This window comes from Pontibacillus sp. HMF3514 (assembly GCF_009858175.1).
In the GTDB taxonomy this organism is placed as follows: Bacteria; Bacillota; Bacilli; order Bacillales; family BH030062; genus Pontibacillus.
The window spans coordinates 371681-388089 of sequence record NZ_CP047393.1 but is presented as its reverse complement, the minus strand read 5'-3'; the positions used below and the strand labels follow the sequence as shown (position 1 = coordinate 388089).

At 37.6% G+C, this 16409-nt stretch carries 12 protein-coding genes and 1 pseudogene; 7 read left to right on the top strand and 6 right to left on the bottom strand.

Translation table 11 applies throughout. From position 1 onward, the window contains the following. Positions 1 to 51: 51 nt before the first annotated feature. On the top strand, positions 52 to 954 hold the full coding sequence (gene rocF / locus GS400_RS02125) for an arginase (protein ID WP_160104492.1): 903 nt from the start codon (positions 52 to 54) through the stop codon (positions 952 to 954). Between the two features lie 170 nt (positions 955 to 1124). On the opposite strand, the gene betA is transcribed toward rocF, so the two are convergent. Beyond that, positions 1125 to 2813 carry a choline dehydrogenase gene (betA, locus tag GS400_RS02120; protein ID WP_160098586.1) on the bottom strand — a complete coding sequence of 563 codons (1689 nt, stop codon included), beginning with the start codon at positions 2811 to 2813 and terminating at the stop codon, positions 1125 to 1127. Positions 2814 to 3000: 187 nt separating this feature from the next. Continuing rightward, the gene (gene betB, locus GS400_RS02115; protein ID WP_160098584.1) at positions 3001 to 4476 is read right to left on the bottom strand and encodes a betaine-aldehyde dehydrogenase; all 1476 of its coding nucleotides are present in this window, start codon (positions 4474 to 4476) and stop codon (positions 3001 to 3003) included. Positions 4477 to 4761: 285 nt separating this feature from the next. Here betB and GS400_RS02110 point away from each other — a divergent pair, with 285 nt between their 5' ends. From GS400_RS02110 to GS400_RS02100, 3 genes are all read left to right on the top strand, one after another. Beyond that, on the top strand, positions 4762 to 5313 hold the full coding sequence (locus GS400_RS02110; protein ID WP_160098582.1) for a choline uptake/conversion transcriptional regulator CudC: 552 nt from the start codon (positions 4762 to 4764) through the stop codon (positions 5311 to 5313). A gap of 178 nt (positions 5314 to 5491) precedes the next feature. Beyond that, complete coding sequence (locus GS400_RS02105) at positions 5492 to 6364, top strand: glycine betaine ABC transporter substrate-binding protein (RefSeq protein ID WP_160098580.1); 873 nt, start codon at positions 5492 to 5494, stop codon at positions 6362 to 6364. A gap of 69 nt (positions 6365 to 6433) precedes the next feature. Next, positions 6434 to 6748 (top strand): transporter suffix domain-containing protein, encoded by a 315-nt coding sequence (locus tag GS400_RS02100; protein ID WP_160098578.1) that lies wholly within the window; start codon positions 6434 to 6436, stop codon positions 6746 to 6748. 237 nt (positions 6749 to 6985) lie between these two features. Here GS400_RS02100 and GS400_RS02095 read toward each other — a convergent pair. After that, positions 6986 to 7201, bottom strand: a pseudogene (locus GS400_RS02095) (EDD domain protein); the annotation flags it as partial. Between the two features lie 429 nt (positions 7202 to 7630). Here GS400_RS02095 and aceB point away from each other — a divergent pair. The 3 genes from aceB (at position 7631) to GS400_RS02080 (ending at position 12156) form a co-directional block, all read left to right on the top strand. Continuing rightward, positions 7631 to 9223 (top strand): malate synthase A, encoded by a 1593-nt coding sequence (gene aceB / locus GS400_RS02090; RefSeq protein ID WP_160098576.1) that lies wholly within the window; start codon positions 7631 to 7633, stop codon positions 9221 to 9223. 14 nt (positions 9224 to 9237) lie between these two features. Then, positions 9238 to 10533, top strand: coding sequence for an isocitrate lyase (gene aceA, locus GS400_RS02085; protein WP_160098574.1), 1296 nt, complete (start codon positions 9238 to 9240; stop codon positions 10531 to 10533). Between the two features lie 261 nt (positions 10534 to 10794). Next, on the top strand, positions 10795 to 12156 hold the full coding sequence (locus tag GS400_RS02080; RefSeq protein ID WP_236561098.1) for a hypothetical protein: 1362 nt from the start codon (positions 10795 to 10797) through the stop codon (positions 12154 to 12156). Between the two features lie 424 nt (positions 12157 to 12580). Here the strand turns inward: GS400_RS02080 and GS400_RS02075 are convergent, their stop codons facing one another. From GS400_RS02075 to GS400_RS02065, 3 genes are all read right to left on the bottom strand, one after another. Further along, on the bottom strand, positions 12581 to 13096 hold the full coding sequence (locus GS400_RS02075) for a pyridoxamine 5'-phosphate oxidase family protein (RefSeq protein WP_160098570.1): 516 nt from the start codon (positions 13094 to 13096) through the stop codon (positions 12581 to 12583). A 655-nt stretch (positions 13097 to 13751) separates the two neighbouring features. Further along, positions 13752 to 15368 carry an AAA family ATPase gene (locus GS400_RS02070; protein ID WP_027446315.1) on the bottom strand — a complete coding sequence of 539 codons (1617 nt, stop codon included), beginning with the start codon at positions 15366 to 15368 and terminating at the stop codon, positions 13752 to 13754. Next, positions 15368 to 16396 (bottom strand): hypothetical protein, encoded by a 1029-nt coding sequence (locus GS400_RS02065; protein WP_027446314.1) that lies wholly within the window; start codon positions 16394 to 16396, stop codon positions 15368 to 15370. The genes GS400_RS02070 and GS400_RS02065 overlap by 1 nt, the downstream gene beginning before the upstream one ends. Positions 16397 to 16409 lie beyond the last annotated feature (13 nt).

Sequence of the window (16409 nt, the reverse complement as noted above, 5' to 3'; positions counted from 1 at the left end):
TTCGGAGATGGGATTTTTAAAGCAAATAATTATCTGAGGAGGTAACAAATGATGAACAAACACCTTTCGATTATTGGCGTACCCATGGATTTAGGACAATTGCGCCGAGGGGTTGATATGGGACCTAGCGCTATTCGCTATGCAGGTATCGTTGAGCATTTAGAGCATTTGAAGTACACAATTGAGGACTTAGGGGATATTCGTATTCCACGTCCTAGTCAAAATAATGACAATAAGCTGGACAACCTTCGTAACTTAAATGAAATTACAGAGAGTAGTCATCATTTAGCTGTTACAGTTGATGAAGTGGTTGAAAAGGATAGTTTCCCACTTGTACTAGGTGGTGACCATAGCATTGCTATTGGTACATTAGCCGGTATCTCAAAACACTATAATAATTTAGGTGTTATTTGGTATGATGCGCATGCAGATTTAAATACAGGTGAAAGCTCACCATCAGGAAATATTCACGGAATGCCTTTAGCCGTTAGTCTTGGGATTGGTCACGAAAAGCTGACAAGTATTCTTGATTATTACCCTAAAATCAAACCTGAAAATATTGTGATTATCGGAGCACGCTCTTTAGATGAAGGTGAAAGAGTGCTCATCAGGGAAAAAGGGATAAAAGTATATACCATGCATGAGGTCGATCGTATGGGTATGACCCAAGTCGTGGAAGAGACAATTGATTACTTAAAGGAGAAGACAGATGGGGTACATTTAAGTTTAGATTTAGATGGATTAGATCCTAATGAAGCACCAGGGGTTGGCACTCCGGTTATGGGTGGGTTAAGCTATCGTGAGAGCCATTTAGCTATGGAAATACTGTTTCAATCAAACATCATCACATCCGCAGAGTTTATAGAAGTTAATCCTATTTTAGATGAGAAAAATAAAACCGCTAATATGACGGTTGGTTTAATAGGTTCACTATTTGGAGAGAGCTTGAAGTAAAAGGAAGAATTTAAATAAGATTACATGCAAACTTCTTCAAATTCTAATAGTTGGCACAATCAAAAAAGAAGCAGGTCACCGATAAACGGTCCCTGCTTTTTTTTTACTAATTTGATATCGACTCTCATATACTAAGCGCTATATTGCTCTTTTAATTGATTTTAAAAGTGTTATTTTGATTTGGATACTGTGCCTGCATCAGGCGCATGTACACCATGACGATAGAAATCGGCATGAATTGGATCAAGTGGTTTAACTCCACGAATTAGATCCGCTGCCTTTTCCGCTAACATCAATACAGGTGCATGAATATTCCCGTTCGTAACATAAGGCATAGCAGATGCATCAACCACTCGTAGATTTTCAGTTCCATGGACCTTCATGGTTTCCGGATCTACAACAGCCATTGGGTCCGAGTCAGGTCCCATCTTGGCTGTACAAGAAGGGTGAAGTGCAGTCTCGGCATCTTCTTTTACCCACTCTAAGATTTCCTCGTCTGTTTGAACGGTAGGACCAGGTGAAATCTCCCCTGCATTATATTTTTTCATAGCAGGCTGGGACATAATTTCACGAGTAATTCGTACCGCTTCCACCCATTCGCGTCTGTCCTGCTCAGTAGAAAGGTAGTTGTAAACCATGCTAGGGTGCTCTTTCGGATCTTTAGAACGAATTTTCAAGGATCCGCGAGCGTCAGAGTACATTGGTCCGATGTGTACTTGGAAGCCGTGGTCTGTAGGCGCTTTTTGTCCATCGTAACGTACCGCTACCGGAAGGAAGTGGAACATTAAGTTCGGATAATCAACATCCTCGTTCGAACGGACGAAACCGCCACCTTCGAAATGGTTGGTCGATGCCGGTCCTGTACGTTTGAGCATCCACTCCAAGCCAATCCAAGGCATACGCGCTTTACTTAAGTTAGGCTGTTCAGAAACAGGCTCTGGACAAGCGTGTTGGATATATACTTCAAGGTGATCCTGGAGGTTTTCTCCTACACCTGGAAGGTCGACAACTGGTTTAATGCCAAGTGAAAGAAGGTGCTCAGCATTCCCTACACCTGACAGTTGAAGGAGCTGCGGCGTATTAATCGCACCGCCTGCAAGGATAACTTCACCTGCTTCAACTTGATGTGTCTTCCCGTTTCGATAATAAGTTAATCCTTTGGCACGAGTCCCATCGAAGTCGATATGCTTAACGAAAGCACGCGTCCTTACTGTTAGGTTCTCACGGTCCATAACAGGATGAATATAAGCACGTGAAGCAGACATACGCTGACCTTTGTAGACATGCTTATCAAACGGTCCAAACCCTTCCTGACGAAAACCGTTCACATCAGGAGTCCGTGAGTAACCAGCCTCTACAGCTGAGTCAAAGAAAGATTGGAATAACGGATTTTTGGCTGGCCCGCGTTCCAATTTGACAGGCCCATCGTGACCGCGAAGCTCATCATCTGGTGATGCTAATGCATTCTCTAAGCGTTTGAAATATGGAAGACAGTGCGCAAAATCCCACGCTTCCATACCTTTGTCCGCTCCCCAGCGTTCATAGTCCATCGGGTTTCCACGTTGATAGATCATTCCGTTAATCGAACTAGAGCCTCCGAGTACCTTTCCTCGGGCATGCTTGATACGTCTTCCATTCATATATGGCTCAGGGTCAGATTCGTATTTCCAATCGTAAAGGCTTTTACCCGCAGGAAATGGTAGAGCTGCCGGCATTTGAATTAATAGATCCCATGAATAATCACTTCGTCCTGCCTCTAAAACAAGAACACTTTTTTTCCCATCTTCACTTAGACGGTTAGCAAGTACCGAACCAGCACTACCGCCCCCAACAATCACAATGTCATATGATTCACTCATGTTATGTTCCTCCTTAAATGTCGCCATTTAAAAGAAGGGATTCAAACAATTGGAAAAGCATTGTCCTAAAACCCTTCTTCATTTATCAAATTTAGTTAATAGGTTGTGTTAGTTATATAATGTTTCCTTACATCAATTCAGCAGCTTAAGATTAAGCTTGATCTTAAGAAACAAAAAATTAATAGATTTATCCGAACCAGTTCATAGGTTCAGGTTTGAAATTTTGGAATATATGCTTGGTTTGCGTATATTCTTCCATACCTAGCTTACCTAGTTCGCGTCCAATACCAGACTGTTTAAATCCTCCCCATGGGGCGTGAGGGAAATAAAGGTTGAATTCATTGATCCAAACCGTCCCCATGCGCATTTTCCCTGCACAGCGTTCAGCTTTTGCACTATCGTTTGTCCAAACACCGCCAGAAAGTCCATAGATCGAGTCATTAGCAAGCTTAACTGCCTCTTCTTCGGCACGGAATTTCTCAACCGTAATAATCGGACCAAAAGCTTCTTCTTGAACAATGTCCATGTCTGTTGTGCAGTCTGTGAAAATCGTAGGCAAGTAGAAAAATCCATTTTGTAATTCAGGATCTTCTGGGCGGCTGCCGCCAACAGCTAATGTAGCACCTTCTTTAATTCCTGTTTCTACATACTTTTCAACTTTCGCTAGGTGTTCAGCTGAAATAAGAGGACCCATTTGAGTATCTTCGTCAAACCCGCTTCCCAGCTTGAATTTTTTCACTCGTTCCACTAGCGCATTAACGAACTCATCATGAATGCTTTCTTCTACAATCAGTCTTGTACCAGCAGAACAAATTTGTCCTGCGTGGAAAAATACTCCATTTAACGCTTGATCGACAGCGATATCAAAGTCTGCATCAGCAAAAATGATATTCGGGTTCTTCCCGCCTAGCTCAAGGGCCAGATTCTTCACGTTCGTGCTTGCAGATTCCATGATTTTCTTCCCTGTAACAATTCCGCCTGTAAATGAAATTAGGTCTACATCGTCATGACTAGATAGAACCGAACCAACTGTATGACCTGCACCCAGAACAAGGTTAGCAACACCAGCAGGTACTCCCGCTTCTTCGATCAGTTCAAATACTTTTATAGTCGTAAGTGGTGTTATTTCACTTGGCTTCATGATTAACGTATTTCCAGTGGCAAGCGCTGGAGCTAGTTTCCAAGACGCTTGAAGTAAAGGATAGTTCCAAGGTGTAATTTGACCACAAACACCAACTGGTTCGCGAACCACTTTACTGCTAGAGTTTGGCACTGGAGAATCAATGATCTCGCCACCATCTTTATCTGCAAGTTCTCCATAATAACGGAATACTCCAGCGATATCATCCATATCTCCACGGCTCTCTTCTACTGTCTTGCCAGTGTCTAATGATTCTAAATAAGCAAGTTCTTCTTTGTCTCTTTCTATTAATTCAGCAATTTTTCTTACGATAGTCCCTCGCTCAGTTGCCGGGGTAAAAGCCCAGTCTCCATGATCAAATGCTTCTCTTGCTGCAGCGATTGCTGCTTTTGCATCTGATTCATCACCTTCTGGAACAGTAGCTATAACTTCTTGGTTAAAGGGATTAATAATATCGCGCGTATTCCCTGAATTTGCGTCTACCCATTTACCATTCACGTATTGTTGTAATTTAAGATCCAAGTCAATCAACTCCATTTTTGAATCGAATTAATTTTATTAAGTATTTATTTAACATTCTTAACGCTAACACGTCTTTTTAAAGCTGTCAAAATTTATTCAGATATAGAGTAAAAAATGAATTTTTAAACATAAATGTCTATAATAGTAGGAAATTAGCCAATTTTAATGTATGAATTTACAATCTTATATTTGACATTTTCACTGAAGACGTTACCATGAGGTAGGTAAAGAAAATTTGATAAATATTTAACAAAGTTTATTTCTCTTTATAAAAGGAGCGACAATATGAGTGAATCTATTGAGCAATCCCGATCCAAAATAGAAGAAGCCAAAAATAAAGTCATTGGCTCCATTGCTGAAACTATGGATTTATATGGAGTAACTCCAGCTGCTGCAAATTTATATGCGACAATGTACTTTAAAGATCAAATGACACTCGATGAAATGCGTGAGGAACTCGGAATGAGTAAACCGAGTATGAGTACCAGTGTCCGCAGGCTCCAAGAGATAAAAATGGTGAAAAAAACATTCACCCCCGGTTTTAGAAAGCATACTTATGTAGCTGAGAAAGATTTCTTCCGTTCATTCATGGGGTTTTATTGTCAGATGTGGGAACGCGAAGCGAACATGAATTTGGACGCTATTGAGGAAGCACAAGAAGATTTCATAGATGTCATAAAAGATTCCACAAGTACACCAGAGATTGTTGCAACAGCAAAGAAATATTATGACCAATTAGAAGAATCTAAAACTTACTATCACTGGTTAAATGACTTAGCTGAAAGTATAAGAAACGGTAAGATATTTGAATTTTTACCGACAGATCAACAAGATTAAGTTAAAAGTTCTTATTAGGTAGTCTATGGCAGAGAAACTGTAGACTACCTAGTCATAACAATGTCACACTCTTACACAAAAAGAGGTGGCTCCATTTCGCACTAACGTTAAATAAATTCTTAATACATTTAATATTGATGATGTATTGGAATAAATATAAAAAAGGAGAGTTTATAAAATGAACATGGGGAAAAAAGGACTTAGTTTTATTTTGGCGACCCTAATGGTTGCTGTACTCACTGCATGCGGAAGCACTAGTGGGGAATCAGAGGAAAAGGATCCAAAACTAACAATTGGTCAAATTAATTGGGCCGAAAATATTGCAGTAACAAATATGTGGAAAGTCATTTTAGAAGATAAAGGTTATGACGTCGAGTTAAACAATTTGAACATGGGTACAACTATGAAAGCGTTAGAAAATGGCGAATTAGATGCTAGCTTAGAAGTCTGGTTACCGGTTCAGGATGCTAACTATTTGAAAGAATATAAAGATACAGTTAATTTCTCAGAAGCTACTTGGTATGATAAAGCAAAAGTAGGACTTGTTGTTCCATCTTATATGGAAGAAGTAAATAGCATAAAAGACTTGAATGAACATAAAGAAAAGTTCGAAGGCGAAATTATTGGATTTGACCCTGGCGCAGGTACGATGGAAGTAACGCAACAATTAATTAAAGACTATAATCTTGATTATGAATTACTCTCAAGCTCTGAACCTGCAATGTTAGCTGAAATTGGTAAAGCAGTAGAAAAGAAAGAACCAATCGTAGCACCACTTTGGAGCCCGCACTGGGTATTCTCCAAATATGACTTGAAGTTCCTGGAAGATCCACAAAAAACATTCGGTGGTGTAGAAAAAATTCACCACGCAACAAGACAAAAATTTTCAGAGGATTTTCCAAAAGTGAGTCAATGGTTTAAAAATTGGAAGATGAATGACAAACAAATTGGTGAGCTTATTAGCTATGTAGAAAATAGCGAAGAGCCTATTAACGGAGCTAAGAAATGGGTTGAAGAAAACCAAAAATTGATTAATGAATGGGTAAAATAGAAGCATTGAACTAAGGAATAAAGAAGTTAGTCTCCCATTATTGTGGAGGCTAGCTTCTTTTAAACAATTATGTTGGTAATTGGTGGTGTAATCATACAAAAAAAGTCAATGTTACAAAAGCCATGGATCTACAAGGTAGGCATCGTTCTTATTGTTTCTTCTATTCTCATATGGGTGCTCTCACCCATTGCAATCCCTTTGTTACCACTTACTAATGAAGTAAAGGTTATTAGTATCACAAGTAGTCTTATTATTGGAGAAGTTATCTTTTGGATTGGCGCCTTGATGGTAGGAAAAGAAGTTGCAAATAAATTTAGAAAATCTTTAAACCCTATAAACTGGAGAAAGAACTATTCTCAAAAGCAACGTGACAATGAAAAGTAAACTTGAGAGCAAAGAAATAGACTACTTTCTATATAGAAAGTAGTCTATTTAATTTGATAGTTTAATCCATATAGGAGGAAAAGGTAATCAAGACCTTACATCATGTCGACTAAATCCAGGTTTTACTGCATTCTTTCTGTAAAATCTTTAACGGGATTTTACCGGTTTTTACTGGATTCCGTTAGCAAAATGTTAACAATAAAAGAGGATAGCTTTTGGCATATAGTCTCCACCGTACTATTGCTCTAATGCTGCTACCCCGAAGCCCCCTGCTCCAGAATGAGTCGAAATCATACCACCCGCTTGGATCCATCGTATATTGTGGAACCCGTTTTCTTTTCCAACCTCATCCATCCGCTGCTTGATACTTTGATCAAGCCCTATTGGGTAGATAAAATAAAGCTTCTTTCTATCGATGTTAAATTCATTTAAGTAATCACTCAAGAGTTTTTCAGTAGCTCCGAACCGTCTCTATGTTATACAGAATGGATGGAGAGATTCTTAAGTAAACCTGTTCCTTCGTCTCCAACAACTTCAATTATTGACACGATACCCCCTTTTATATCTGTTCACAAGCCTAATATTAAAAATTTTCTAGAAATTAGTTGCATTTCCAACTCCTCCAACGTAAACTATAACTGTACCATAACAGTAAACAGTTGTTGCAATCTGTTATATAAAAGGAGGGGATGAATAGTGAACAACTCAAAACAGACGCGTACGGTTTCCTGTCCTCAATGCGGTTCAGAAGTAAAAGCACAGGCCTATACGTACATGATGGAATGTAACCGTTGTCTATCTAAGAAAGATGAGTAAAGATAGAGGTTTCTGTTCTATATCAGTTCCGGTAAATTCTTTATTAATAACAAAGGTGGCGGTTATGTGGGAACGAAGACGAGTAACTGGTTGGTAGATGGAGAAAACTCTTCTTCATTTGCAGAAATATTAACTCCCGAAGCTTTAGATTTCCTTGAGCAACTTCATCAACGGTTTAACCCCAGAAGATTAGAACTATTATCCCAACGTGCAAAGATCCAAAAACATTTGAACCAAGGATTGAAACCTTCCTTTCCAAAAGAAACAGCCCACATTCGAGAATCTGAGTGGCGTATCCACCCCCTTCCACATGACTTACAGGATCGTCGAGTGGAAATTACAGGACCTGTGGACCGGAAAATGGTCATCAACGGATTGAACTCCGGTGCTAAAGTGTTCATGGCTGATTTTGAAGATGCCAATTCTCCAACTTGGAGCAATACCATCCAAGGACAAATTAACTTAAGAGATGCCATAAGAAGAACGATCAACTTTCAAAATGAGAAAGGAAAAACCTACGCATTAAACGAGGAAACGGCTACCTTAATGGTTCGTCCAAGAGGGTGGCATCTTGAAGAAAAACATTTAACCTTAAATGGAGAAAAAGCTTCTGCGAGTTTAATAGATTTTGGACTTTATTTCTTTCATAATGTAAAACCGCTTTTAGAGAAAGAATCTGGGCCGTACTTTTATCTGCCTAAATTAGAGAACCATTTAGAGGCAAGGCTTTGGAATGATATATTCCTATTTTCACAAGACGCGTTAAATATCCCGAGAGGAACCATTAAAGCGACAGTCTTAGTAGAAACGATTCTGGCAGCATTTGAAATGGATGAAATACTTTATGAACTGAAGGAGCACTCGGCTGGTATGAACTGTGGGCGATGGGATTACATCTTCAGTTATCTGAAGAAATTCCGAAATGACCCAGCTGTTATTCTCCCCGATCGCTCGGAAGTAACGATGACGAGCCCTTTTATGAGAGCCTACTCTCTCCTGACAATTCAGACGTGTCACCGTAGAGGTGCTCCGGCCATTGGCGGTATGGCAGCGCAAATTCCTGTTAAGAATGACGAACAAAGAAACAAAGATGCCTTTGAAAAAGTAAAATCGGATAAACTCCGGGAAGTGTCTGACGGCCACGATGGCACATGGGTCGCACACCCTGCGATGGTTGAAACAGCTCTCGAGGTATTTAACGAGAACATGCGGACACCTAACCAGATCAATCGGTTAATTACCAATCTCCACATCACAGAAGACCAATTGCTTGAAGTACCCAAAGGATCCATAACGGAAGCTGGTGTACGAACGAACATCAATGTTGGCATTCAATACACGGCATCGTGGCTTGAAGGTAGAGGCGCAGCTCCTATTCACAACCTGATGGAAGACGCAGCAACAGCAGAAATTTCACGTGCCCAGCTTTGGCAATGGATTCGTCATCCTAAGGGAATCTTGAATGATGGCAGGAAAGTCACGTTTGAAATGTTTGAGCAATGGAAGCAGGAAGAAATGGAAGCCATTCAACAGGAAGTTGGGGTTCAAGCTTTTGAGAGTGGACCTTATAAACAGGCAGAAGCCTTATTTGAAAAATTGATTGGTGATGATAATTTTGCTGAGTTTTTAACAATCGATGCGTATGAGCATTTATCTTAAAGGGGGAAACGAAAATGACAAATGAACGTACTGAAAAGTTGCGCCAGTCATGGAAGGATGAAAATCGTTGGGGATCTGTTACACGCCCATATGATGCAGAGGATGTTATTAAACTAAGAGGATCTATGGATATTGATTATACGCTCGCTGACAAAGGGGCAAAAAAACTTTGGCGTCTTTTGCATGAAGAAAACTACGTTCACGCACTTGGGGCACTGACAGGAAACCAGGCGATGCAGCAAGTGAAAGCTGGACTGAAAGCGATCTACCTTAGTGGCTGGCAAGTAGCCGCTGATGCGAACCTTTCTGGTCACATGTATCCTGACCAAAGCCTCTATCCTGCAAACAGTGTGCCTCAAGTTGTAAAGCGAATCAACCAAGCTCTCCAACGTGCCGATCAAATCCATCATATGGAGGGCAAGAACGACATCGATTGGTTTGCTCCCATTGTTGCAGATGCAGAAGCTGGATTTGGAGGTCAATTAAATGTGTTTGAGCTGATGAAAGGTATGATAGAGTCCGGTGCCTCAGCTGTTCACTTTGAAGATCAGCTCTCTTCTGAGAAGAAATGCGGACACTTAGGTGGAAAAGTGTTACTACCTACTCAGACTGCCGTCAGAAATTTGATTTCTGCACGACTTGCAGCGGATGTAATGGGCGTTCCGACGGTCATTATCGCCCGTACAGATGCAAACGCTGCAGACTTAATTACGAGTGATATCGATCCTGCTGATGCCCCATTCCTTACTGGTAAACGAACAGCTGAAGGCTTTTACAAGACGCGCGCAGGACTGGATCAAGCAATTGCACGTGGACTTTCCTATGCCCCTTATGCTGACTTAGTCTGGTGCGAAACCTCTGAACCAAATTTAGAAGAGGCGAAACAGTTTGCAGAAGCTATCCATGAACAGTATCCGGGTAAACTACTCGCATACAACTGCTCCCCATCTTTCAATTGGAAGAAGAAATTAAATGATGAAACCATTGCTCAATTCCAGCAAGAGCTGAGCAAGATGGGCTACAAATTCCAGTTTGTTACATTAGCAGGTTTCCATGCGTTGAATCATAGTATGTTCGAATTATCCAGACATTACAAGGACAGAGGCATGGAAGCCTACTCTGAGTTGCAGCAGGCAGAGTTTGCAAGTGAAAAAGACGGCTATTCAGCAACACGCCACCAGCGAGAAGTAGGGACGGGGTATTTTGATGAAGTTGCTCAACTTATTTCTGGCGGGACCTCTTCAACCGTTGCATTGAAAGGATCTACGGAAGAAGAGCAGTTTACAGAAGAGAAAATTCATTCTTCTTAAGTTCAATCATATCTTAGATGCCTCCCTTTTTGGGGGGCTTTTTTGTTTACTTTTCTTGATTTATGGCGACATAAATACTAGGGACTTCAGAATCGAACTTATTTTGCTAAATGTAATAGCTTTTAGCGTGCATGACCTGAGCTAATTTATATACCTTGTGATACGATGTGTAAAGTTAACACTTTGAACCAGAACGGAGCATCCAAAATGGTGCAAATTGCCAAAAGAGGTTATACCTTTTTTATAAGTTTATATGTAGTTATGCATTTTATTGTTTATTTCTCAGGTGGAGAATTGCTTTCAACATTTCTTTCCTTATTCGGTTTGACTGCTTTTCTACTCGGTTATTTCTTCTTACCTTTGAAACAGGCAAGTATATCAATTTTACTTCTTATAATCGCATTGATGATTCACGTTGCAGCAGGTACTTCTCTTGTAGAAGGGATCATATCTGGATTCGCTGTGATGAGTGGACTGATCGCTATCTTACTGATCGTCCCTATAATTAGTTGGGTATTAGAAGAGAAACCATACATTCAGTCTGTCATTAACTTCGCTCAAAACTTACTTAATACGAGCCGTAAGTTTTATTTTGGGATGATGGTTATAACGCAAATTATTTCTTATTTCTTGTTATTCGGTTCGATCCCTATGGTATATGGAATGATCAATGAATTTTTACACAATCAAAAAGGAGAAGTATGGGAGAATTATAAAGGAACAGCCTTACTCCGTGCGTTCTCCTTAACAACGATGTGGGTGGTTAGCATACCGAGCTTTATTTTTGCCGTTCATGCGCTTAATGCTTCGTTAGCGTTAGCCATTTTACAAGGCTTTGTCATCTCCTTCGCCGGTATCTTATTATCTGTCCTCTTCTCCTATTTTCAAGAACGTCATTACGGCGTAGATCTTACCGCAGGTATCCAAGGGGAACTAGCTAAGATTACAGAGGAAAAGAAACAAGATACAAAAGGCAATCGCGATGCCCTCGAATTCGGATTTCTATTTGTGACATTGTTCGGTTCGATCTTTTTTCTAAACGCGATATGGGACGCAAATTTATTGCTAATTATCCCTATTGTCATTGTAGCGTGGGTCATCCTTTATTTTATCGTCCGAAAAAGAACCAGTGTTATTTTGGAGAATGGAAAAGCTTATTTTGCAAAAAGTGTCCCAAGCAAAGCCCAACAGTTCTCCATACTCCTAGCAGCTGGATTTTTAATCAATGCTGTAAATCAATCGGGCTATGGAAAATATATAATTGACGGTCTCTTTTATGTGACTGAAGCATTACCATTCTTAAACTTCTTATGGGTACTTCCTTTTGTCGTGATCCTATTAGGTTTTATTGGACTTGGACCACTGACCGTTATTGTACTCGTATCAGGGATCCTACAAGGAGTAGATTTGCCCTATCCACCAGAAATTATCGTTTTGGGGATTACCTCAGGGAGTGTGATTTCGATTATGTTATCTCCCCTGATTTTACCATCGATCATTTTAAGTTCGTTGAACCGAATCAGCATAGTCAAGAACGGTTTGTTATTTAACTATAAATACGCCATTGCCTTTTATCTAATGGTTCAGGTGTATCTTCAACTATTTGTTCTATTTTTCTTATAAAAAAGATGGTGAGCATTTGCTCGCCATCTTTTTTATCTGGGAATGACCACTTCATGCACACAATTCCCTGCGCAAACTAAACAAGGTACAGGAGTCTTTTGATAACGTATTCGAAGCACTTCAAACGACAGAGCACTCGTCCGAACGGATCATCGCTTCCAGTGAACAGTTCATTGAAGAGATGGATGCTTTGAATGAAAGCGTTCGGAAGAAATTATCTCAGACCAAGCCCAGTAATCAGACGCAAAGAGCGCTTCATGACTGAAGCGCTCTTTTAACAGGGACGGTTTTAGTGAAATAATAAACAAGAGAACCCATCACTATTTTATTTAAATAAAAGCATTGAAGTAAGGGATAAAGAAGTTAGTCTCTCTATTGTGGAGGCTAGCTTATTTTGTTTGCTCAAAATATCCCAAACAATAAGTTATCTCGTATTTTCATCAAATTTGACAGTATCTTTTAACTCATTGTCTTCATCTATTGTATGACTACTGGCCATTTTTTTCACAAACTCCTTAACGGTTTTGACGCTCATACCAGACTCCCAATATTCCGCAACTTCAGGTGTCACTTTGACTAGGATCACATCCGAATTATCAGCAGATATGTTCAGCACTTTCTCGACAATTTTATTCCAGAACTCTTTCTTTTTCTCGTCATCTTGAACAAATTCAGCAGTGCCACTAATCGAAACATAGGATTTACCTGCGTATGCTAGGTTGACGGCAGAATTATAGTTGATATCTCTATATTTCTCTGTATCTTTTTCTGTAATAAACCAAATCTCTTCTTTATCCATTGCTACTTCTTGCGTATGCATCGGTCGGGACATCAGCTTGCCTTCTGGGGACACCGTGGTCAGCATCGCCACTTTCTCATCTTTAATCAAGTCTTTAATTTTCTTGATGGTTTCTTGATTTTCTGAGGTTTGGTTAGACATTAATGTTTCCTCTCCTTTTGTTCTTAAGAAATTACTTTTCTCTTTTCCAAAAGAATACCTCTATCTCATCTTTTTGTTCCTTTTCCCGAATAGATAGAACATCACACTATGTATAACTCTTTTCATCATTAAAAAAGCTTCTCACTAGGTCGCGACCTAATGAGAAGCTTTTTAATTTATTCATGGATAAGGGGGATGATTACATCATGCCGCCCCTATGGTGAGAGTGTGTAATATCTTTAACGGTGTATGCGTACAGTGCGGTAAATCAACGTTTTGAATATTGTTGGCTGTAACATCTTTAACAGGAATTTATCGTTTTTTACTGGATTGCGTTAGCAAAATGTTAGCATTTTAGCTCCTTGAAAAGTGGAATTTGTTCTATCTACACACACAACTTGGGTTGTTTGGTGATTGCAAAATTAAAGATGTAGTAATATTTACCTTTTTCGTTATTGCTTACTAATAATTAATCGTGGTGATTAAAAGTCAAAAACAGGACATGTATGATTTGGATTCGTTAAGGCTATGTAATAAATTTATGTAAAACCTCTAGAACTTCTTCACAATTCCTCGAAATATTTATTATTCAGTCACCATTAAAAAGAAAAAGTTGTGGTTAATATAATCAACAATCCCGTGTACCCCATTATCCTCATCTAAAATTTATAGAAAAACCACCAAGAAGTTTTTTGAACTCATCTACATACCTAGATTGAAGAATTTTACTTGGAGAATGATTAGAATAATCAATATGGTTAATAAAGTCAAACTCTTTTTTGTCATACTTTCCAATTTCTTCACTTTTCAAGGTGGTTGTTAATATTATTTGAGTATCCAATTTTTTAAATAAATCTAAAATAACTTTTTCTTTTTTAGTCGATAAATCTTCTGCACGGAATGAATCAACAACAATTGGATAATCATGTTTTAGTATTTTGGCTAGAGAATAAACTTTAACTAAATGATAAATAGTTTGTTCACTGCCAGAATAAGTTTCTGTTTTTTTAGTAAAGATATTATCGAACTCTATATTACCTAAAGGATCAACTGAATTATAACTTTCATTCATTGTGCTTAGAATCGAATAATAGAGGTTGTTTTGTTCTTCTTTAACACCTTCTATGTCATTTGAAGCTTCTTTCTTTTGATTTTCTAATTTTTTTAAATCATCTTCGATAGAGTTTAATTTGTTTTCAGCGTCTGAAACACTAAGCACATCATCTTTATATGCAACTAATGATTCTAATGATATTTCCTCAACAGATAATAGTTCTTTAAGTTTAGATTGTTCCTTATTAATTAATAAAGTTATACGTTCAACTTCTTCTTGATAATCCTGAATTTTATTATTAAGAGACTCCAGAATTTGCTTTCGTATTTCTGGTGTTGATATATCAAAAGAATACTTTTGCTTAGTGGTAGCTTTGTAACCAATATGGTTGGATCCACATTCTAAACATACCAATTCACCGGATTCTAAATTTCTATTTAAAGAATTTAACTCTTTAATCGTTATTTCGCATTTAAATTTTCTATTTATATTTTTATTACGGTCTTTATTTAATTCTGTTAATTTCCCCTTAACTTTTTCAATTTTTTTTAGACTATCTTTAAAATTTATTCTGTCATTAGTGCTGCTTAAATATGCTATAGGTTTCTTCTGAGATTTCAAAATTTTTGATTGTTTCAATAGAAGCTTCTTCTCATCTTTTAAATTCGAAATTTTCTGTCTAATGTTTTTAATATTATCGATATCCACAATATCATTCTTTATTCCAGCTAGTGAATAAAGCATATTTTTGAAATCTTCTTTATTGTACAATCCTTTATTTGCGATATTAGAAGTATCTTTTTTGTCTTGTCCTACAAAAAATACTTGTAAGTAAAGTTCTGGATCAACTATTCGTTTGAAATCATTTTTAGTTATAATTGGCAATGAACTTATATTTTTATGCCAATACCGCTTCAATTCGGAAACATTTTCAAAAATTATCAAAGATTCATTAAATTGAATAAAAAATAAATCCTTGTTTCTACATATTTTATATATAATATCGTTATGAAGAAATTCAACTATATAATAATAATTAGTATAATTAAATGTTGATGGGAATACAGGATTATTGCCTAGTGCGTACATCATACCTTGAATTAATATTGTCTTCCCTCGGTTGTTATCATCACTAGAAATAATATTCATTTTATCCGAAAATCTGTTTTCAATAAATGCTTCATGTTCATTACCTATAGCAACTTTTTTTATTAGCATTATTCAATACCGTCCTTAATTAAAGAAATAAAATACTTTAATGAAATAACCTCAAAATCGTAACACTGATCGACTTTATCATGATTTAACTTTTCATAAAGCATATTTACATTATCATCAGGATTATGAACTATTGTTGAATAAATATTTTCAAATAAGCTCCAAAAACTATCTGCATTATTTTTATTAAACAAAGCTTTAGACAATGCCAATTGGCTTTCTAGGATCACATCTTTTTTCCTTTCATCTGGTACACTATTTAAAATAATATAAAAGGATAAAGGAACTCCTTTATCAAAAAGATTTCTGTTAATAATTCGAGAAATAGTTAATAATCTAATCTCTCCAGTAGTCAGATGCCGAAAATGGTTTAACGCTTCATGAGTTGTTTCAATGGTAATACTCTCCACGACACTGGCATATTTTTTACTTGCTTGTTTATCTCTAATCTCATTAAAAATAGTATTTAATATTTCTTCATTAGGAATTAACTTTGTATGGGTCTTAATAATAGATTTTACATATTCATGGGGCTTTTTATCATCAACAACAAATTGAACTTTACACAAAAATTCATCTAGCTCTTTATCGTTAATGTTTTTATTATCTATATAACTTTTATCATAGCACTCTTCTAATAATCCTTGTTTCATTTTTTTATATGCGCTTGGTGTAATATTTTTGATATCAAAAATATTTTTACTTTGATCGGTCCTGACAGTAGTTGACACCCCTCCTAAAAATAATACAAAACAATCGAATTCAAAATCACTTGTATGATTTTTAAATAAAGTAACTAGTTCTTTTCCTAGTGCTTTAGGTGAAGAATTCTTTGCCCCTTTAGATTGAATGTCCCACATTTTTCTGCCAGTTCTATTCATTCCTGTTAAATCGTTAAAAAAGTCCACAACATAATAATAGACTTCAGAACTATCAACCCTAAAGTTCATCAAGTATAACAGTGCCTTCGTCTCATATTCAGCACCAGCCGGTCTAAGTTTCTCAGAAGACTTGATCGTATATGGCATAGATAAAATCCTC